The organism is Actinacidiphila glaucinigra, from assembly GCF_900188405.1.
Taxonomy (GTDB): domain Bacteria; phylum Actinomycetota; class Actinomycetes; order Streptomycetales; family Streptomycetaceae; genus Actinacidiphila; species Actinacidiphila glaucinigra.
Genome location: NZ_FZOF01000001.1, coordinates 181,323 through 200,968, shown reverse-complemented (window position 1 = coordinate 200,968; position 19,646 = coordinate 181,323). Strand labels below are relative to the sequence as shown.

Below are 19,646 nucleotides of genomic sequence, written 5' to 3'. Positions count from 1 at the left end.
CGGCCTGGTCAGGCCTTCTGCTCCGGCTGCGTCGGCTTCTCCGGCTGCGTCGGCTGCGCGTCCTGCCCGCGGAGTGCCTTCTCCACGGCGTCCCGTACCCGGGTGTCCTCGCGCTGCTTGCGTCGTGCGCGGCCGCGGCGCCCGAGGACGATCGCGGCGGCGACGGCCGCGGCGAGGAGGACGAGCAGCAGGAGCAGGATCCAGGGCACGGCCCAGCCGTGGGCGGTGGCCTCGACCGGGTCCAGGGGGTTGATGGAGCCCGACGCGTCGGTGAGCAGCGGGGTGAGGGTGGCGGTGGCGGTCAGGCTGACCGCGGGTGCCACGCCGTGGACGGGCACCTTCACCTTCCAGCTCTCCCCGGGCAGCAGCTCCGGCGGAGCGGCGATGTCGCCGGCCTTCGCCCGCAGCCATCCGAACGGGCCCGCCACCGAGACGGACTGGCGTGCCGAAAGCATCGCGTTGCCGGTGTTGTGGATCGTGTAGGTGACGGTGGCGTCGCCCGTGCCGAAGGGGTTGGCCGGGCCGCTGTAGTCGACGTGGAGGTCCTCGACGGCGAGCTTCGGCTTGAGCGCGCCGCTGACGCGCAGCTTGACCCGGATGCCCAGGCGCCGGTCCACGTTGATGCCCTGGGCCTCGTCGGACTGCTTGAGCGAGGTCAGGATGCCGCCGACGTAGTCGCCGGGGGTGGCGTTGTCCGGGACGGTGACGGTGAAGGGGATCTCGGCGGTCTTGCCGGGCTTGATGACGACGCTGTCGCGGTCGGCGTGGACCCAGGCGCCGATCCCGACGGACTTCTTGTCCTTGGTGAGCAGGTCGAGCTGCCCGGTGTCGGTGGTGTAGCCGTCGGACGCGTAGAGCGCGAGCCGCAGCGGGGTGGTGCTGCGGTTGGCCACCACCATGGCGTCCTTGACCTGTCCGCCGGGGTTCGCGGAGTAGCTGTAGCTGGACCGGTCGCCGCCGAACCCGTTCGCGGCCGTCCTGACCGTCCAGGTGACGTCGCCGTCGGCCGCCCGGGCGGGGCCCGCGTGGAGGCCCACGAGGGCGAGGGCCGCGAGCAGGACCAGGACGGCGGTGCGGGCGAAGGGCGTCGTGCGGCGCGGTGCGGACGGGAGCATGTCGGGGTTCTCCTGGAGCGGGAGGCGGGGCAGGCACCGACGGTGCCTGCCCCGCCGTCAAACGGGTACGGTCAGCTGCTCAGCGCAGTGATCGTGAGGGTGGCGCGGTAGCCGCCCTTCTCGACGCTGTCCGGGATCTTCAGATCCAGGTCGGCGCCGAGCTTGGCGGAGCCCCGCGAGTGGCCCTGCTCGGCGGAACCGAGGCCGCGCGAGACGGACAGGCCCTGGCCGTGGTCGTCGTAGCCCGAGGTCACCGGGTCGCCGGCCTTGGCACCGGCGCCGCCGTCCAGGACGTACGGCGTCCAGCCGAGGTAGGAGCCGGAGAACGTCTTGTCGGCGTCCTTGAAGTCACCCACGTTGGCCGAGATCGACCACGGGGCGAGCGAACGGCGGCTGTCGGAGACGAGGATCGGGTTGATCTTGCCGCCCGCGACGAAGTGGTCGCCGTTCTCCTCCTTGGCCGTGCCGAGGTCCACCAGGCCGTTGTAGCCGTCGATGGTCCAGCCGAACTCGCCCGGAGCCGGGTTGGGGACGTCGACCTGCAGGTCCTGCTTGTCCCCGTGGTACGGGTGCACCGTGACGTCGTCGACGTGCGAACCGACCGGCTGGTCGGGGCCGTTGGCGGCGCTGCGGATGTTCTCGACCACGAGCTTGTCGTTGCGCACCTGGACCTTGACGTAGGTGCGGACGTGCTCCTGGTTCTGAACCGAGTTGTACCAGTAGCTGTCCGGGTTCAGCGGGTCGGCGCCGTTGCCCGCGCCGCTGGTGCCGCTGCTGTCCGGCTTGGTGATGTCGTAGTACTTCGAGCCCGAGGCGGAGTTGGCCGTCACGTAGAGGACGCCGCCGGGACCCGGGTACACGTCGGAGGCGCCGGGCTGCTCGGCCGGGTTCTCCTTCTCACCGTTCTTGATCAGGTAGCTGCGGGAGTAGCTGTGGTCGTGGCCCTGCAGGACCAGGTCCACCCCCAGCTTGGAGAAGGTCGTCGGGAAGTCCGTACGACGCAGCTTGTTGTCGCCGTCCTTGGCGTGCGAGGCCGGCGAGTAGATGGCGTGGTGGTAGACGAGGACCTTCCACTTGGCCTCGTTGCCGTGCTTGTTGATGACGTCGGTCACGTAGTTGACGTGCGCCGCGTCACCGCCGCCGTTGGCGGAGTTGTAGCTGTTGCTGTTCAGGTCGATGAACAGCACGTCCTTGTAGATGTACCAGTAGTCACCGCCCGACTTGGTGCCCGCGGGGTTCCCGTTGTCGTAGTACGGGGCCGAGCGGTCGGTGTTCGGGGTGGTGAAGTGCTGCTCGTAGGCCTTGCCGCCGACGTCGTGGTTGCCGATGGTGGCGGCCCACGGGTACTGGCGCAGTCCGTCGGGCGCGAGGAAGGAGTTCCACTGGGACTCGGTGTTGGCCGTCTCGACCTGGTCACCGCCCGACACCAGGATCTCGGCGTTCGGGTTGGCCCGCAGCGAGACGTCGACCGTGTCCTGCCAGCCGGCCTGGTCGCTCGCCAGGTTGCCCGACGAGCCGATCTGCGGGTCGCCGTAGAACAGGAAGTCGTACTCGCCCTCGAAGTCCTGCGTCTTGAAGGAGTACGCGGTGGACCAGTTGCCCTCGCTGCCGACGCGGTAGGAGTACTGGGTGTTCTCCTTCAGGCCGGTGATCGTCGCGTGGCGGTTGAAGCCGCCGCTGGTGGCGATGTTCGCGGCGCCGATGGCGTCGAAGGTGGCCGAGCCGGCCGGGAACTGGCCGTCGGTCACCTGCGCGGTCGGGGCGACCTGGATCTGCTGCGCCGTGTCGGCGGAGGAGTACCAGGTCACGGTGCGCTGGGTCTCGTTGGCGCCGACACCGAGGACGATGCCGCTGAGGGTGGCGGTGTCGGCGGCGGACGCCTGGGTCACCAGCCCGTTGCCGAGGGCAACCGTCAGGCCGAGGAACGCCGCGGTGGCCCCGGTGGCCACACGGCGCCGCGCGGACCCGGGGGTCCGCGAGGAGTTGCTCGATCTCATGTTTGTCTTTTCCTTCTGTGCACGAATCGTGTGCATCGAGTGGAGAACCCCACGCTCACCTCGGCAGGTAAAGCGAACATAAATGCGAGCTACGTGATAGTTGAACAACGCAGGAGCCCTGGACGGAGTCTCAGAATCCGGACACTCGTTGCACGAACCACACCAGCCCCATCACGGACACCCCTGCCGATATCCCGCCCGTGGCCCACAGCCCGGCCCGCGCCGAGCGGCGGCGCAGCACGATGAGCAGCGGGAAGACGAGGGCGATGATGGCCAGTTGGACCGCCTCGATGCCCACGTTGAACACCAGCAGGGACCACAGCAGCGTCCACGACCACGCCTCGTCGATCCCCAGCGCGCCCGCGAAGCCCAGGCCGTGCACGAGGCCGAAGCAGAACACGACGCCGAGGCGGGTCCAGCCGGCCCGGTCCAGGCTGAAGTGCCCCTGCCCGGGCGCCTCGAGCTCGGTCGCGTGGTCGCCGCGCCGCCAGATCCGCCACAGGTACCAGCCGGCGACCACGGCGATCGACAGCGCGATGACGGGCTCCACGATCCGCGCGGGCACGTCGACCGCGCCCAGCGCGGCGAGCATGAACGTCACCGAGTGCGCCAGGGTGAAGCTGGTGGCCGCCAGCACGATCTCGCGCGGCCGCCGCGAACCGGCGATCAGGGCGAGCAGGAACAGGATGTGGTCGATGCCGGTCAGCAGGTGCTCGGCGCCGAGCCGGAAGAACTCCCAGAACCGCTCGTACCAGGACTGGCCAAGGGAGAAGGACGGGTGCTCGGCGTCGAGCGCGGCACTGCCCGAGCCGCCGTCGAGCGCGTAGGTGACGATCGTCTTGGTGCCCTTGACGTAGCCCTCGGAGTCGGGGAACAGTCCGCTGCGCACCTCGCGGTCCTCGCCCTGCGGGCAGTTCCAGTCCAGCCGGAGGGTGGCGTACGGCACGCCCTCCCGGCTGCCCATCGTGAAGCCGCCGGCCGGGGTCGCGGTGCAGGCCTTGCCGTCCGAGGCCACCGTGAAGCGGTCCCTGGCGTACGCGACGGCGGACTTCGCGTGCGCCTCCAGCGCCGCGGCCTGCGCGGCGGAGTCGCCGGCGTCGAACGCGGCGGTCCCCTCACGGAAGAGGGCGTCGTCGTGCTGGTAGTCGGCGGCGGACACGACGAAGAGGTCGTACTCGAGCTCCAGGGTGGTCCGTATGCGGCCCCCGTCGGCCGGGGCGACGTCCGCGTACACCGTCGAGGTGAACCCGTGCGCGAACGCGGACTGCTGCCCGAGGCCGAGGAAGGCGATCACCGCCGCGGTGATCCCGACGAGGGTGCGGCGGAGGCGATGTGACATGTGGCTCCTTCAGGTTGCCACTGCACGGTGCACGTCATGGGTGAACCGGAACCGGCCGGTCGGCGAATCGTGCGAAAACAAGTTCGAGAACAGGCCCCCGCGGATGGAGTCGAAGCGGGACGGATTGCAGGATGGGGGCGGCACCACCCGTCACCACCCGGAGGTCGATCGCCTTGCGCCCCCCGCTTCGGGCCGCCGCCACCCTGGCCGCGGCCGCCGCGCTGCTCACCGGATGCGGCTCCGGCGACGACTGGTCGGAACCGCATCCCCGGCCCAGCGCCGTCGGAACGCCCGGCCCCGGCTTCGTCGACCGCGCCGCCCCGCCCGCCCCCGAGGCCACCGCCACCCCGCGGCCCGGATCCTGGTCGGGGGTCCACCCCTCGAAGGGCTACCGCGTCGTCCTGCTCACCTCGGGCGACGACCGCCCGACCAAGCGGCTCGTGGCCGCCGTGGAGGAGTGGGCCGAGGCCGAGCACGTCGACCTCAGGAAGGTCGTCGCCGACCACCCCGCCGACCTCCTGCCCACCGTCACCCGGGCCCTGGACATGCACGCGGACCTCATCGTCAGCGCGGGCAACACCCTGATCGACCCCCTCGCCACGGTCACCCCCAACCACCTCTCCCAGCAGTTCCTCGTGGTGGGCGCGGAGTTGGCCGAGCCCACCGCCAACGTCACCGCTGTCGACTGGTCCGGCGCGTCGTTCCGCGGCGAGGGCCTCGGCATGTCCTCGACGTACGACCCCGCCACCTTCACCCCCGCCCGCTGCGCCGCGGCGATCCGCGCGGGCGTCGCGGCCGTGCTGGGCGGCGTGACCGGGATCGTCCTCTGGCTGGACGAGCACGCGGGCTAGCATCCCCCGGTGTCCGTCCCCTGGCGATCCGCCGCCGATGCCCTGGCCGAAACCCTGCGCCGCCACGACGCCGCACCGGACGCCGTCCACGACGTCGGCGCGGCCTGGGATGCGTTCGCCGAATTCCTGGCCGTCGAGGTCGACGGAGTCATGGAGGCCGACGGCGACGGCTTCATCGTCGAATGGGGCCGGTGGGACTGGAACGACGACCTGCCCGCGCTCTCGTTCGGGCGGTTGCTCGCGGTCCGGGACACCGGCGGCGACGGCGACTCCGCCCACCGGCAACCGGAGTACTGGAAGGTGGAGCTGCAGCTCTGCTTCGCCGAGGATCCGGCCTGGGCCGAACTGGACGACCTGGGCCTCCAGGACACCGGATTCGACCACCACGCCATCGGTGCGCCCAGGACCGCCGCGCTCGCGGAGACGCTCCGCTTGATCCAGTCCTATCCGCAGTTGGCCGCCATGTGGCGGGCCACGCCCGTGCGCAGCGCCGTCGCCTCGGAGCGCGCGGGCTGATCGCGCGCCCGTGGTGGCGCCACATGGCAGCACGTGATGCCACTCGGTGCCATCTGGTGCCAGCTGGCGCCACATCGCACCACGGATGGCGTATCCGGCCCGCATGGCACCACGGTGACTCAGGCTGCCACCACTGCATATTCCCAGCTCAGAGCACCAAACAACCCACCCGCGCCCCACATGGCACCGCGGGGGCTTGCGCATGGCGCCATAGTGGTGCCATGATGGCGTCATGGACCTCACCCCGTATGTCGACACCCTCCGCCGCGAACTCGCGGTGGCCGCCGAAGCCGGCGGGGAGGAAGCCCGCGAGCTGGCCGAGCGGCTCACCGCTCCCCTGGAGTCGGCGACCCGCCTGACCATGCTCAACGTGCTCTCCGCGGCGATGGACGAGATCACCCGCGAACTCGCCCCCGGCTCGGTCGACGTACGGCTTCGCGGACTGGACCCCGACTTCGTGGTGACGCTGCCGCCCACCGGCGGCGGCCCCGCGGAGTCGGGCGCCGCGCCCGTCGAACCGCTCAGGACCCCCGCCCCGGCCGAGGGCGACGAGGGCGGCACCGCCCGCGTCAACCTGCGCCTGCCGGCGCACCTCAAGACCCGCGCCGAGGAGGCCGCGAGCCGCGAGGGCCTGTCGGTCAACGCGTGGCTGGTACGCGCCGTGTCGGCCGCGGTCGACGGCGCGCCCCAGCCGCGGGCGACGGAGAAGGCCCGCACCACCGGACAGAGCTTCCGGGGCTGGGTGCGCTAACCGCGCCCGCACCGCGCCCCACTTCACCCACACCACGTCCCACCAGCGGGGACGACCCAAGGACTCAGAAGGACGGGACAGCCATGCCTACTTTCGACACCCCCGGACCGATCTCGGTCACCGCCCACGTGGGCGCCGGTTCCATCCGGTTCGCCGCGGGCGACCGCGCCGACACCGTCGTCGAGGTGCGGCCGCGCGAGCCGAAACGGGACAAGGACGTACGGGCCGCCGAGCAGACCGAGGTCACCTACGCGAGCGGTGTCCTGACCGTCAGGACGAAGGAGCGCTTCCTCATCGGGCCCAGCGGCGTCGTCGACGTGACGGTCGAGCTGCCCACGGGCTCGGGCGTCGACGTGACCGGCTCCTGGACCCAGGTGCTCGGCGAGGGCCGGCTCGGCGAGGTCCGGGTGAAGACCTCGTCCAACGACGTGCGCTTCGACACCACCGGCCCGCTGCAGCTGACCGCCTCCCACGGCACGGTCACCGTGGATCGGGTCGAGGGTCCGGCCGAGATCACCACCAGCTCCGGCAGCCTGCGCGTCGGCACCATCGACGGCCCCGCCGACATGAAGAACTCGCACGGCACCACGACCGTCGGCGCCGCCCTCGGCGAGCTTCGGGTGCGCGGAGCGCACGGCAACGTCGACATCGCGCGCGCCGAGGGCTCGGTCACGGCCACCGTCGCCCACGGCAACCTGCGCGTCGCCGAGGTCGCCCGCGGCGCCGTCCGGCTGGAGACCTCGTACGGCGCCATCGAGATCGGCGTCCGCGACGGCACGGCCGCCTGGCTGGACGTCAGCTCCGAGCGCGGACAGGTGCGCAACACGCTCGCCGGCTCCGAACCCCCGCAGAAGACCGAGGACACCGTCGAGGTCCACGCCAGGACCCGCTGGGGCAACATCGAGATCCACCGCGCCCAGGTCTGAGCCGCACGACGCCGACCTCGCCCGTCCCCCACCCACTCCAGCCTTCGATCGGAGGGCCCCATGCCTTCATCTGTCATGCCCACGCCCAGGAAGCACGACGGCCACGCGTCGCCGGCCGCGGTCTCCGCCGTCGGACTGCGCAAGTCCTTCGGCGACAAGACCGTCCTCGACGGCATCGACCTGTACATCCCCGCCGGTTCCGTGTTCGCGCTGCTGGGTCCGAACGGTGCGGGCAAGACGACGGCCGTGAAGATCCTGTCCACGCTCGTCACCGCCGACGGCGGGCAGGCGCAGGTCGCCGGCCACGACCTGGCGACCGAACCGCAGGCCGTACGCGCGGCGATCGGTGTCACCGGCCAGTTCTCCGCCGTCGACGGGCTGATCACCGGCGAGGAGAACATGCTCCTCATGGCGGACCTGCACCACCTGTCCCGGAGCGAGGGCAGGCGGGTGACCGCCGAACTCCTGGCGCGCTTCGACCTCACCGACGCCGCCGGCAAGCCCGCCTCCACCTACTCCGGCGGCATGAAACGCCGCCTGGACATCGCCATGACCCTGGTCGGCAGGCCCCGCATCATCTTCCTCGACGAACCCACCACCGGCCTCGACCCCCGCTCCCGCCACACCATGTGGCAGATCATCCGCGAACTCGTCACCACCGGCGTGACCGTCCTCCTCACCACCCAGTACCTCGACGAGGCCGACGAACTCGCCGACCGCATCGCCGTGCTCGACAACGGCACCATCGCCGCCGAGGGCACCGCCGAAGAGCTCAAGCGCCTCATCCCCGGCGGACACGTCCGCCTCCGCTTCACCGACCCGGCCGCCTACCGCGACGCCGCCACCGCCCTGCCCACCGCGACCGGCGACGACGACGCGCTGACCCTGCACATCCCCAACGACGGCAGCCAGCACGCCCTGCGCGCCCTCCTGGACCGGCTCGACACCGCCGCCGTCCACGCCGACGAACTGACCGTCCACACCCCCGACCTCGACGACGTCTTCTTCGCCCTCACCGGCAACGACACCCGCGTCCCGCACCAGCCCACGGAGGCCCTGCGATGAGCACCCTGTCCCTCGCCCTGCGCGACTCCTCGACGATGCTGCGCCGCAACCTCCTGCACGCCCGCCGCTACCCCTCCCTCACCCTGAACCTCCTGCTCACCCCGATCATGCTGCTCCTGCTGTTCGTCTACGTCTTCGGCGACACCATGAGCGCCGGCATCGGCGGCGGCACCCCCGACCGCTCCGCCTACATCGCCTACCTCGTCCCCGGCCTGCTCCTGATGACCATCGGCAGCACCACCATCGGCACCGCCGTCTCCGTCTCCAACGACATGAGCGAGGGCATCATCGCCCGCTTCCGCACCATGGCCATCCACCGCGGCTCCGTGATCGTCGGACACGTCGTCGGCAGCGTCCTGCAGTCCGTCGTCAGCGTCGTCCTCGTCGGCGCCGTCGCCGTCGCCATCGGCTTCCGCTCCACCGGCGCCACGCCCCTGGAATGGCTCGCCGCCCTCGCCCTCCTGGTCCTGTTCGCCACCGCGCTGACCTGGATCGCCGTCGGCATGGGCCTGGTCAGCCCCAACGCCGAGGCCGCCAGCAACAACGCCACGCCCCTGATCCTCCTCCCGCTCCTCTCCAGCGCCTTCGTCCCCCTCGACGCCATGCCCGACTGGTTCCGGCCCGTCGCCGAGTACCAGCCCTTCACCCCCGCCATCGAGACCCTCCGCGGCCTCCTCCTCGGCACCCCGATCGGCGTCAACGGCTGGATCGCCACCGCCTGGTGTGTCGGCCTCACCGTCCTCGGGTACCTGTGGGCGACCGCGAAGTTCAACAGCACCAGCAGGTTCTGATCCCGTAAGCGCACCACGGCAGGAGGGCCCGCGTTCCCCGCGGGCCCTCCTGCCGTGGGTCAGTCCGTCGTGAGGTGCGTGTCCATCACCGTCACCAGCGCCGCCCGCTGCGAAGCCCCCTTCGGCGCACGGGTCTGGTCGAGCCGCAGCGCCGCGGCGCGGCCGCGCAGGGTCAGGGTCATGAGCTGGTTGCCGAACCAGGGGCCGTCCAGTTTGCGCCAGCTCAGCGCGGGGGCGTCGGCACGGCCGTGCCGGGTGAGGACGCGGCCGATGAGGCGCGCGGGGCCGGTCCAGGCGAAGCGGAAGGCGAGCCGCATGTAGCCGGGGATCGTGTTGTGGACGGGGGAACAGGTCAGTTGCAGCAGCCGCGAGCGCAGGGGCGTGCCGGAGCGGTGGGCCTCGGCGGTGTAGGCGTGGTGGACGTCGCCGGACAGGACACAGATCGTGGCGGGGGCCTCGGGACCGTCGGCGGCGTCGGTGAGGATCCCGGCGAGGTCGTCGAAGGAGTCGGGGAAGGCCGACCAGTGTTCGAGGTCTCCGGCCTGGCGCAGGCGTTCGCCGCGGTGGGTCCAGCGGTGGCCGCGGCTGCCTCGGCAGAGGGCGGAGCTCCAGGCCTCGGCGGCGTGGACGGCGTGCGGGAGGAGCCAGGGCAGGGAGGTGCCGACAAGCAGGTGGTCGAAGCTGCCGTCGGGGCGGGCGTTTTGGCGCAGCCAGTCGAGCTCCTCCGGGTCGAGCATGGCGCGTTCGTGCTCGTCCAGGACGCGGGCGGCACGCGAGTCGACCATCAGCAGGCGGGTGCGCCCGAGGTCGCGGCGGTAGCTCCAGCGGGTGTGCGCCGGGTCGGCCTCCACGCGGGCGGCGAAGGCGCGCAGGGTCTCGGTGCCGTCGTCGGCCGCGCGTACCGCCGCGAGCAGCTTGTCCGCGGCGAGTTCGGCGGGGGTGAGGTTGCCGAGGTGCTGGTGGACCCAGTACGAGGTCAGGCCGCTGGTGACGCGTTCGTGCCACCAGGCCGTCTCCCGCATGGTGTTGCGCCATGTGTGGGAGGTGTTCCAGTCGTCTATGACGTCGTGGTCGTCGAAGATCATGCAACTGGGCACGGTGGACAGCAGCCAGCGGATGTCCGGGTCGAGCCAGGACTCGTAGTAGAGGTGGGTGTATTCCTCGTAGTCGGCGACCTGGTCCCAGGGCGGCTCGTTCAGGTCGCGGCGCCGGGCGAGCCAGCGGCGGGTGGCCGCGGAGGTCTCGTCGGCGTAGATCTGGTCGCCGAGCAGCAGCAGGAGGTCGGGGCGGGGCGCGTCGCCGGAGGCGATGTGGTGGGCCAGGGTGTCCAGTGCGTCCGGGCCGAGGGGGTCGGGCTCGTCCGGGGGCGGTGCCGCCCAGCGGCAGGAGCCGAACGCGACGCGCAGCGGCCGTCCGTCCGCCTCTGCGTCCCCTTCGCCGTCGTGTGCCGCGGTGCGGATGGTGCTCGGCGGGTACGGGGAGTCGGGCAGCGGCCAGACTTGCTGCCCGTCCAGGAGGACGCGGTACGCCGTGGTGGTGCCGGGGCGCAGCCCGCCCACGGTGACGATCGCGTAGTGGTGGCCGGCGATCTGCCAGGTGTGCTCGGTGCCGTCGGCCCCGTCGTCGCACACGACGGTCACGGTGGCGGGGCGGTCGGCCTCGACCCACACGGTGGCCGTGTCCTCGTCCACGTACCTCAGCAGCGGGCCCAGGCGCAGTTGTGCCATGGCGGTCGGCCTTCCCTCCGTCGTCGTGAGTTGTGGACGTCGGAGGGAAGGCGTGAGTTCCCGACCGCGCCCCGGCCGTGGTCCCGGCGGCCGGGGCGGAGCCGGGACGCGGGATCAGCAGCCGCTGAGCACGCTGCTGAGCTTGCTCTTCTCGGCGGAGTCGACCGACAGGCCGTAGTAGTACTTGACCTGGACCCAGGCGCGGACGTAGGTGCAGGCGTAGGCGGTGCGCGACGGCATCCAGGTGGCCGGGTCCTGGTCGCCCTTGGCCTGGTTCACGTTGTCCGTGACGGCGATGAGCTGCGGGCGGGTCAGGTCGTTGGCGAACGACTGGCGCTTGGCGGTGGTCCAGGCGGAGGCGCCGGAGTCCCAGGCCTCGGCGAGCGGCACGAGGTGGTCGATGTCGAGGTCGGAGGCGGCGCTCCAGGTGGCGCCGTCGTAGACGGAGTACCAGGAGCCGCTGGTGGCGGCGCAGGCCGAGTCGGTGACCACACCGCTGCCGTCGCGCTTGAGCACGGTCTCACGGGTGTTGCAGGCGCCGCTGATGGTGATCCAGTGGGGGAAGAGGTCGCGGTTGTACCCGGTGCGGTTCTCGGTGGCCACCTTGAGCGAGGCCAGGTAGGTGCGGGCGGTGGCCGCGCTGACGGGGGTGGGGAGCGCCGCCTGGGCGGCGGAGCCGTTCAGGGTCGCGAAGCCGGCGAACAGGCTGGTGAGAGCCATGAGAAAGCCCAGGCGTCGACGCGCGTAGACACTGCGCCGCGCGAGAGCACTGCGTATCCGGGACATAGGGAACTCCCTTTGCTGTGGGGGTGTTTGGCCGCTGAAACCGCTGGCCATCCTTCTGCTGGGACGTTTCTGCGGGACAAGCGGCAGGTAACAGGTTGGCGACATGGACACGTCATGTCTAGAGGTCGGACCGCACCGGATCCGCCCCACGCGCGGGCCGATTCCCCTACGGACCGGACGCGGTGGGCGTATGTGCCGGAGCGTCAGAAGCCCGGCGAGCCGGGATACACTGCCCCGCTCCGCCCCGACTGGAGGTCACCCGGGTGTTCCCCGCACGGCTGCGTGCCGGAGTCACGTCGGCTCTGGTGATTCTCGCCCTGTCCGGCTGCTCTTTCCCCTGGGGCTGCACCGACACGACCGCGGAGCGCGGTGAGGCCGGAGTCAGGGTGCGGGTCGAGGACACGTACGGGCAGCCTCTCGGCGTCACCGCCGAGGTCGTCGGCTGGCGCCTCCAGCCCCACCCGCAGGTGCCCTCCGAAGGCGACCGGGTCCGCTTCCGCTACCGCTTCGACGGCGCCGACGGGGGATCCGACCCCGTGTTGGAAGCCTGCGCGGTCGACGAGGAGCGCGTGGCGCTGGGGTGTCAGACGGTCTCCGCGTCCCAGGCGTTCGGACCGAACGGCGACCCCACCGGCACCGACTGGCTCGCCGTCGGGCACCCCGAGCAGGTTGCCGGAGTGCTGTTGATACCCAACGACCGGTCCTACGACAGGCGAACCTGCGAGCAGGACATCAAGGACGGCGGCGGGCCGCACCCCCCGGCGCCGGTCCGCATCGGCGACCGGTTGTAAGCCGTCGTTCAGTCGGCGAGCCGGCCGTGCGGGGCGGCCTGCGCGGCACCGAACTCGGTCACCGCGTCACGGACGATGGCCTCGAGCCGGGCGTGGTGCGCGCCGCGCCAGTACGGGCGCTCGCACTCGGCGCACTGCGCGAACACGTCGTAGCTGCGCCGGGTGCCGTGCTCCAGCTTCTCCCAGACCGCCTCCCTGTCGGCCTCCCGCAACCGCCCGTTGCACGCCGTGCAGCGCGTCCAGGGCTCCAGGGCGGGCGCGAACCGGCCGAGCACGTCGCGCAGTTGCTCGTCGGGCTGGTCGCTGTAGACGTACGCGCCCGCCCACAGCTCCCGGCGGCGCAGCAGGCCGCGGTCGCGCGAGAGCATCACCCGGCGCTCGGCGGCCGACCGGGCGGCCAGCGCGGGGTCGCCGATGTCCTCGCTCTCGTACGCGGCGTCGACCCCCAGCAGGCGCAACCGCCGGGCGAGCGTGCCCAGATGGACGTCCAGCAGGAAGCGCAGGGGTGCGCCCGGCACCGACTGCGGCCGGGTGACGGGCTCGACCTCCACGTGGTCGCCGGCGGCCGGCACGTACGAGACGGGGACCTCGCGGCCGTCGGCCAGCAACCGGCCGACCTCGGTGAGCGGGACCCCGAGCGACTCCACGACGTGCCCGAGGGTGGACACCCCGTCGGTGACGACGGTCGTCCGCCCCTCCCGTCGTGGGGCCGCGGCGAAGAGCCGCAGCGCGGAGGCGAAGCTGATGCCGATCTCGGGTCCGTTCAAGACGCTCACCCCGCCAGGATGTCACCCTGGCGGGTTGGCCGGGGGGTTCCGTGGTTGCGGCCGGTGGTTGTGTGCGGGTTGCTTGCGCCTGCGGCGGGCTGTTTCCCCGCCCGCCCTCCCGATTGCCCGGGCGGTTGGTGCGGGCCTCGCGCGGTTCGTGGTGGGCCGGGGTCGGGGCCTCCGGGGCTGGGCATTCTGTACCGCATATTTATGTGCATGGCGGGCGGTCCAGGTCGGTGCCGTCTGTGCCGCACAACAAATACACGTCAGCGTCCAGAACGCCCACCCCTCCGACCCCGCCCCCTCCGTATCGTCGGGCGACCAACGGCCGGATGGGGTGAGAGCGGTCCGGGGTTGCCGCACGCGCCCTACTGGACGCCCACGGCCATCAGGCGCACTGCGGACCAGAAGGGCTCGGGGCACTCGGGCGGATGACGCCCCCGCCACGGCGCGCACCCCGTCTCGGCCTCCGGCCGGGGACCCCAGCTGAGGGCAGCTCCCAGCGATCCGGGGAGGGGCGCACCCCATCACCCCCCACCGGCCGTCATGCGCCCACACCACCGGAGGGGGTGTGGCGGGGTGCGCCCATGGGGGTCCCCCCGGCCGAAGGCTGGGGGAGACGAGCGGCGGACCCAGCGCCGAATGATGCAGGGGTAAACCGCGAGCGTTCTGGGGGTCCCCCCCGGCCGAAGGCTGGGGGAGCGCGCCGGCGCGGCCCCGACCCAGGCACACGTTGCGGGACCCGCACTGACCGCGCCGGATGGGGGTCCCCCCGGCCGAAGGCTGGGGGAGGGAGGGAGGGCGGGAGACAGCCCGCCGCAGGCGCAAACAACCCGCACACACCCACCGGGCAGCCCGGCGCAGCCGCCCGCAGGCGCAACGCACCCGCACACAACCACGGACCGGCACACAAGAACGCACCCCGGTCCGGGCGCCGAAGGCGCTACCCGACGTGCAGCAGCAGCGCCCCGTCCGCCGCGACCTCGACGCGGACCTCCGCAAGGGTGTCCACGTGAACCGTCGGCTCGTGGGCCGCCGCACGGGGGCCCACGCCGACCACGCGCATACCGGCCGCCTTGGCGGCCGCGATACCGACCTCGGAGTCCTCGAAGACCACGCAGTCCTCGGGGCCGAAGCCCAGTTCGGCGGCGCCCTTGAGGAAGCCCTCCGGGTCCGGCTTGCTGGCGCTGACGCTCTCCGCGGTGACCATGACGGCGGGCAGCGGGAGGCGGGCGGCACCCATGCGGGCCCGGGCGAGGGCGTCGTCCGCGGAGGTCACCAGGGCGTGCGGGCGGCCCTGCAGGGCGGCCATGAAGGCCGGGGCGCCCTCGACCGGGACCACGCCGTCGACGTCGGCGGTCTCCTCGGCGAGCATGCGGGCGTTGTCGGCGTGGTTCTCCGCCATCGGGCGGTCCGGGAGCAGAACTGCCATCGTGGCGTAGCCCTGGCGGCCGTGGACGACCTTCATCACCGCGTCGCCGTCGAGCCCGTGCGCCGCGGCCCACCGGCGCCAGCAGCGCTCGACCACGGCATCGGAGTTGACCAGCGTGCCGTCCATGTCCAGCAGCAGAGCGCGGGCGGGGACGACGGTGGACGGCGACAGCATGGAACTCCCTCGGACGTACAAGCAAGTGGCCCGCCCGCCGGTCAGGGGAAACGGGCGGAACCACTTTGTTCCTACACGATACAAAACCGTGCGGTGGTTCCGCCAGGGGGGGTGCCGTGACGCGGCCGGCGACGGGGCCCGCCCGCGCCCCGCCGGCCTCACGGCGCGGCGCCCGTCCCGTCCACGTACTGCAGCAGTCCGTAGGTGAAGCCGGCGCTCCGGCGGGCGGCCCCGGGCGGGGCCTGCGGGTCGGTGAACTCCAGCCGCCAGCGGGTGGGGGCGTCGCCCTCCAGCGGCCGGGCCGGCGGGAAGGCCCGGGCCACCTCGTCGACGGTGCAAGACCAAGGCGTGAGGTCGTCGAGGTCCGACAGCCGCGGCCCCTGCTCCCCCGGGGCGCGGACCAGCCACTCGTTCCAGACCGCCCCGCCGCCCGGAGCACACAGCACCTCGAAGCGCAGGGTCGGCCACAGCGGGACCGGCCACAGCAGCGCCGGGCACGTGAGATCCCCCACCGCCCGCCTGAGCACCGCCTCGGGCGGCCCCAGCACCGCACGGTAGCGGCGCTCGCCGCGCGGGAAGCCCCTGGCGTGCCCCCAGGCCTGCCAGCGGCGGTTCGCCTCCCGCATCTCGGTACGGCTCGCCCCGAGCGTGCGCAGCGCCTCCTCCACCAGTTCGGGCCGGTGGTCGGCCATGCGCCGCAGCAGTACGAGCTGGAAGCCCCTCGGCCCGAAGTCGTCGATCGCCACGCCCCCATCCTGCCGGAGCGCCCGGAAGGCCGGGCACGACAACGCCCGCCGCGGGACCGGGTCCCGGGCGGGCGCCGTGCGCGGGATGCGGCGGCCGGTCAGTCCCAGCCGTTTCCGTTGCCGTTGTTGTCGTCGTCGCCCGGCGTGGTGCCGGTCTTCGCCTCCAGGGCCGCACGGGTGTTGGGCCCGTAGACGCCCTGCGGGTCGCCCTTGACCCCGTTGAAGAACTGGAAGCGGGCGACGGCGTCGCTCACCTTCCGGCTGTAGTCGCCGTCCGAGGGGCCGTAGTAGAGCCGTACCGCCTTGAGGCGGTTCTGGAGGTCCACGACGGCGGGACCGGTGTCGCCGCGCTGCAGCGTCACGGGCGGGGCCGGCGGGGGCGGCGAACTGGGCGCCTGGGAGACCTGGCCGCTGGCGGAGGCCGTCGGCCGGGACGCGCTGACGCTGGGCGTCGGCGCGCCGGTCGTGGCCGACGCCGAGGCGCTCGCGGAGGCGAGCGTGGACGGGCTGACGCTGGGTGAGGCCGAGCGCGAGGCGGAGGCCGAGGCCGAGGGCCGCGCGGAGGAGGGCAGTTCCACCGCGGGCTCGGAGGCGCCCCGGTCGGGGGCCGCCTCGGTGCGGTCCGGTATGCCGGTCAGCTGGGCGGTCAGGAAGACCGCGCCGACGGCGAGTCCGACGGCCCCGATGCCCGCGCCCGCGACGAGCGCGCCGCGGCGGCGGCGATGGGCCCCCGCGCGGCGCCGGCCCTCGGCACGGGAGGGGTAGGGCACGAGGTCACGCGACGTGGCGGCCACCGGCACCGGCAGCAGCCGGTCCGAGGAGACCGTGCCGAGGTCGATGAGGTCGGTGTCCTCCTCCTGCCCCGCCGCCCCGCCGGCCCCCTCCGGCGGCATGGGAGGCACGGGCGCCATGGGCGCGGTCGGCGGATCATCCGCGGCCTGCGGCGGGAAGGCCTCCGCGGCCCCCGCCGACACGGCGGCCGGGACGGGCTCGTCCGCGTAGTCCTCGGGTCCCGGCACGTACGGCCGCACCCGGAGTGACTCGTACTCGTGCTCCTCCTGCGAAGCCGGTGACCCCGGCTTGTCAGACGCCACCGGCGCCCCCTCCCCATCCCCTGACAGACGCAGTGATTATGCAGACCGCGGCGGCCCGCTGCCCAGGCGCCTCCGGCCCCGACGGTCGTACAAACGGAGCCAATCTCGTGGAAAGGGTGTGAATATTTATAAAGAAGTGACGTGAACGCGGTATCGGAGCCCCCGGTACCCGAGCGGAACGAGTCCCTATGGCGCAGGACGACACCGCTGCCCCAGGGGGGCGGGCCACGGCGGACGGCCCGGCGGAGGTGACCGACAAGCGGGCCGTGTACGTCGCGATCGGCGCGCTCGCGCTCGGTCTGCTGCTCGCCGCCCTGGACCAGACGATCGTCTCCACCGCGCTGCCGACGATCGTCAGCGACCTGGGCGGCCTCAAGCACCTCTCCTGGGTGGTCACCGCCTATCTGCTGGCCTCCACCGCCGCCACCCCGCTGTGGGGCAAGCTCGGCGACATGTACGGGCGGAAGAAGCTCTTCCAGTCCGTCATCGTGATCTTCCTGATCGGCTCCGCGCTGTGCGGCCTCTCCCGGAGCATGGGCGAACTCATCGCCTTCCGCGCGCTGCAGGGCCTCGGCGGCGGCGGGCTGATCGTGCTGTCGATGGCGATCGTGGGCGACATCGTGCCGCCGCGCGACCGGGGGCGCTACCAGGGCGTGTTCGGGGCGGTGTTCGGCGCGAGCAGCGTGCTCGGTCCGCTGCTGGGCGGGCTGTTCGTGGACACCCTCAGCTGGCGCTGGGTGTTCTACGTCAACCTCCCCCTCGGCATCGTCGCGCTCGCCGTCATCGCCACCGTGCTCCACATCCCGGTCCGGCGGACCACGCACCGCATCGACTACCGGGGCATGGTGCTGGTGGCGGCCGCGGCGACCGCTCTGGTGCTGATGACGTCACTGGGCGGTACGACCTGGGCCTGGGGCTCCTGGCAGGTCGTCGGGCTCGCGGTGCTGGGCGCGCTGCTGGTCGGGCTCTTCGTCCTCGTCGAGCGGCGGGCCGAGGAACCCGTGCTGCCGCTGCGGCTGTTCCGCATCCGGACCTTCTGGCTGTGCTCGGTGATCTCGTTCGTCATCGGCTTCGCCATGTTCGGCTCGCTGACCTTCCTGCCGACCTTCCTGCAGGTCGTGCACGGCTACTCGCCGACCTGGTCCGGCGTGCACATGATCCCGATGGTGGTGGGCATGCTGGTGGCCTCCACCGCCTCCGGCCAGATCGTCTCCCGCACCGGCCGCTACAAGGTCTTCCCGATCGCCGGGACCGCCGTCACGATCCTCGGGCTGTTCCTGCTGCACCGGCTCGACGAGACCACCGAGGTCTGGGTGCTGAGCGTGTACCTGCTCGTCTTCGGCCTCGGGCTCGGCCTGGTCATGCAGGTGCTGATCCTCGCCGTGCAGAACGCCGTGGGCTACGCAGACCTGGGCGCGGCCACCTCCGGCGCCACCTTCTTCCGCTCCATCGGGGCGGCCTTCGGCGTCTCCATCTTCGGCGCGATCTTCGCGAGCAACCTCGCCCGCGGGATCACCGCCGCCCTCACCGGGCTCACCCTGCCGCCCGGCTTCGACCCGGCCATGGTCCAGTCCGATCCGCGCGGTGTGCGGCAGCTCCCGCCGTCCCTGCGCGACCCGGTGCTGCACGCCTACTCCACCGCCATCACCAGCGTCTTCCTGTGGGCGGTGCCGGTCTGCGCGCTGGCCTTCGTCCTGGCCTGGTTCCTGAAGGAGCAGCCGCTGCGGCGCACGGTCACCGTGCCCGACGCGAGCGAGACGATCGGCACCAACCCCGTCGACCGCTCCTCCCTCGACGAGATCGCCCGCGGCCTGAGCGTCCTCGGCAGCCGCGAGGCCCGCCGCGACTTGTACGCACGGATCACCGAGCTGACCGGCCTCGGCCTGCAGCCCGCCGCCGGCTGGCTGCTGCTGTACATCGCCCGCACCGGCTCCGCGGACCCCGTCGACCTCGCCGTGCAGACCACGGTGCCGTACAACGTCATCGAGGGCGCCGCCTTCGAGATCGAGGAACGCCGCTACGCCGTCCGCCGCGGCAACCCGCTGTACCTCACGGAACGCGGCCAGGAGGTCGTGGCGCTGCTCACCGAGGCCCGGCGCAAGGTGCTGGCCGAACTCCTCGGCGACTGGGACCCCGAACGCCACGCCGACCTGGCGGCCCTGCTCACCCGGTTGACCACCGAGCTGTGCGGCCAGGACCAGGACCGCCCCGGCCCCCGCCGCCCGGCGGCGTGAGCAGCCAGGACAGCCGGGAAGGTCACCGGGGTGACGCGGCGAAGGCGGCGAGCGCGGTGAAGTCGGCCTCGCGCAGCCCGACCCGCGGGTCGACGTGGTGCAGGAGCGCCGGGCCGGGGTGGTGAGCGGCGACCCAGTCCCTGTCGGCGGGGCTCTGCTCGTCGTCGACCCAGGCGAAGGGGCGGCCCGCGGCGTACGCCACGAGCGCCTCGGTCTTCCAGTGCACGAGGTCGGGGCGGTGGGCCGACAGCGCGGCGCCGAAGTCGACGTACGGCAGTTCGGGGAGGCCGACGACCGGCCCGATCCAGTGGTTGGCCTCCGCCATCCAGGTGGTGGCCCAGCACAGTTCGAAGCCCAGCCCGAGCAGGGCCTCGCCGTGGGCGGGGTTGAGCCACACCCGCAGCGGGCGGGAGGCGATGCCGGAAACCGGGACGCGCAGCGTGGTGTAGCCCTCGGGGCGCCGGCTTGGCTTGGCCGCGTACGGGTTGAGCGGCCCGTCGACGTCGAGGAAGAGCAGCGGCCTTTCCATGGCCACAGCCTGGCG

General features: G+C 72.5%; 18 protein-coding genes. 8 read left to right on the top strand and 10 right to left on the bottom strand.

Going from position 1 to position 19,646, the window contains the following annotated elements; all coding sequences use genetic code 11:
• Positions 1–8: 8 nt before the first annotated feature.
• From CHF15_RS00980 to CHF15_RS00970, 3 genes are all read right to left on the bottom strand, one after another.
• Positions 9–1,115, bottom strand: coding sequence for a WxL protein peptidoglycan domain-containing protein (locus CHF15_RS00980; RefSeq protein ID WP_089221644.1), 1,107 nt, complete (start codon positions 1,113–1,115; stop codon positions 9–11).
• A 71-nt stretch (positions 1,116–1,186) separates the two neighbouring features.
• Positions 1,187–3,112 carry a purple acid phosphatase family protein gene (locus CHF15_RS00975; RefSeq protein WP_089221643.1) on the bottom strand — a complete coding sequence of 642 codons (1,926 nt, stop codon included), beginning with the start codon at positions 3,110–3,112 and terminating at the stop codon, positions 1,187–1,189.
• Between the two features lie 130 nt (positions 3,113–3,242).
• Positions 3,243–4,451, bottom strand: coding sequence for a HupE/UreJ family protein (locus CHF15_RS00970; protein WP_089221642.1), 1,209 nt, complete (start codon positions 4,449–4,451; stop codon positions 3,243–3,245).
• Between the two features lie 173 nt (positions 4,452–4,624).
• On the opposite strand from CHF15_RS00970, the gene CHF15_RS00965 reads away from it, so the two are divergent.
• The 6 genes from CHF15_RS00965 to CHF15_RS00940 all read left to right on the top strand — a co-directional run bounded on the left by CHF15_RS00965 (position 4,625) and on the right by CHF15_RS00940 (position 9,351).
• Complete coding sequence (locus CHF15_RS00965) at positions 4,625–5,302, top strand: type 1 periplasmic-binding domain-containing protein (protein WP_089222153.1); 678 nt, start codon at positions 4,625–4,627, stop codon at positions 5,300–5,302.
• Positions 5,303–5,311: 9 nt separating this feature from the next.
• Positions 5,312–5,818 carry a hypothetical protein gene (locus tag CHF15_RS00960; protein ID WP_089221641.1) on the top strand — a complete coding sequence of 169 codons (507 nt, stop codon included), beginning with the start codon at positions 5,312–5,314 and terminating at the stop codon, positions 5,816–5,818.
• 232 nt (positions 5,819–6,050) lie between these two features.
• Positions 6,051–6,569, top strand: a complete 519-nt coding sequence (locus CHF15_RS00955; RefSeq protein WP_089221640.1) for a hypothetical protein — start codon at positions 6,051–6,053, stop codon at positions 6,567–6,569.
• A gap of 83 nt (positions 6,570–6,652) precedes the next feature.
• The gene (locus CHF15_RS00950) at positions 6,653–7,495 is read left to right on the top strand and encodes a DUF4097 family beta strand repeat-containing protein (RefSeq protein ID WP_089221639.1); all 843 of its coding nucleotides are present in this window, start codon (positions 6,653–6,655) and stop codon (positions 7,493–7,495) included.
• Between the two features lie 75 nt (positions 7,496–7,570).
• Positions 7,571–8,560, top strand: a complete 990-nt coding sequence (locus CHF15_RS00945) for an ATP-binding cassette domain-containing protein (RefSeq protein WP_089221638.1) — start codon at positions 7,571–7,573, stop codon at positions 8,558–8,560.
• Entirely contained in the window at positions 8,557–9,351 is a 795-nt protein-coding gene (locus CHF15_RS00940) for an ABC transporter permease (RefSeq protein ID WP_089221637.1), read from the top strand. Before CHF15_RS00945 ends, CHF15_RS00940 begins: the two co-directional genes overlap by 4 nt.
• A 59-nt stretch (positions 9,352–9,410) precedes the next feature.
• Here CHF15_RS00940 and CHF15_RS00935 read toward each other — a convergent pair whose 3' ends face one another.
• Together CHF15_RS00935 and CHF15_RS00930 are read right to left on the bottom strand one after the other, a co-directional pair.
• A complete protein-coding gene (locus tag CHF15_RS00935; RefSeq protein WP_089221636.1) occupies positions 9,411–11,078 on the bottom strand; it encodes an alkaline phosphatase D family protein in 1,668 nt (555 codons plus the stop codon).
• A gap of 114 nt (positions 11,079–11,192) precedes the next feature.
• Positions 11,193–11,864 (bottom strand): HNH endonuclease family protein, encoded by a 672-nt coding sequence (locus tag CHF15_RS00930; RefSeq protein ID WP_089221635.1) that lies wholly within the window; start codon positions 11,862–11,864, stop codon positions 11,193–11,195.
• A gap of 263 nt (positions 11,865–12,127) precedes the next feature.
• Here CHF15_RS00930 and CHF15_RS00925 point away from each other — a divergent pair, with 263 nt between their 5' ends.
• Positions 12,128–12,655 carry a hypothetical protein gene (locus tag CHF15_RS00925; protein ID WP_179279603.1) on the top strand — a complete coding sequence of 176 codons (528 nt, stop codon included), beginning with the start codon at positions 12,128–12,130 and terminating at the stop codon, positions 12,653–12,655.
• A gap of 8 nt (positions 12,656–12,663) precedes the next feature.
• On the opposite strand, the gene CHF15_RS00920 is transcribed toward CHF15_RS00925, so the two are convergent.
• From CHF15_RS00920 to CHF15_RS00905, 4 genes are all read right to left on the bottom strand, one after another.
• Complete coding sequence (locus CHF15_RS00920) at positions 12,664–13,422, bottom strand: Mut7-C RNAse domain-containing protein (RefSeq protein WP_089221634.1); 759 nt, start codon at positions 13,420–13,422, stop codon at positions 12,664–12,666.
• Between the two features lie 943 nt (positions 13,423–14,365).
• Complete coding sequence (locus CHF15_RS00915) at positions 14,366–15,028, bottom strand: HAD-IA family hydrolase (protein WP_089221633.1); 663 nt, start codon at positions 15,026–15,028, stop codon at positions 14,366–14,368.
• 158 nt (positions 15,029–15,186) lie between these two features.
• A complete protein-coding gene (locus tag CHF15_RS00910) occupies positions 15,187–15,720 on the bottom strand; it encodes a hypothetical protein (RefSeq protein WP_089222151.1) in 534 nt (177 codons plus the stop codon).
• Between the two features lie 152 nt (positions 15,721–15,872).
• Positions 15,873–16,868: a peptidoglycan-binding domain-containing protein gene (locus tag CHF15_RS00905; RefSeq protein ID WP_143681502.1), complete on the bottom strand. Its 996-nt coding sequence runs from the start codon at positions 16,866–16,868 to the stop codon at positions 15,873–15,875.
• 188 nt (positions 16,869–17,056) lie between these two features.
• Between CHF15_RS00905 and CHF15_RS00900 the strand changes: the two genes are divergently transcribed.
• Positions 17,057–19,102 carry an MFS transporter gene (locus tag CHF15_RS00900; protein WP_089221631.1) on the top strand — a complete coding sequence of 682 codons (2,046 nt, stop codon included), beginning with the start codon at positions 17,057–17,059 and terminating at the stop codon, positions 19,100–19,102.
• A 22-nt stretch (positions 19,103–19,124) separates the two neighbouring features.
• Here the strand turns inward: CHF15_RS00900 and CHF15_RS00895 are convergent, their stop codons facing one another.
• Positions 19,125–19,631 carry an HAD domain-containing protein gene (locus tag CHF15_RS00895; RefSeq protein ID WP_089222150.1) on the bottom strand — a complete coding sequence of 169 codons (507 nt, stop codon included), beginning with the start codon at positions 19,629–19,631 and terminating at the stop codon, positions 19,125–19,127.
• Positions 19,632–19,646 lie beyond the last annotated feature (15 nt).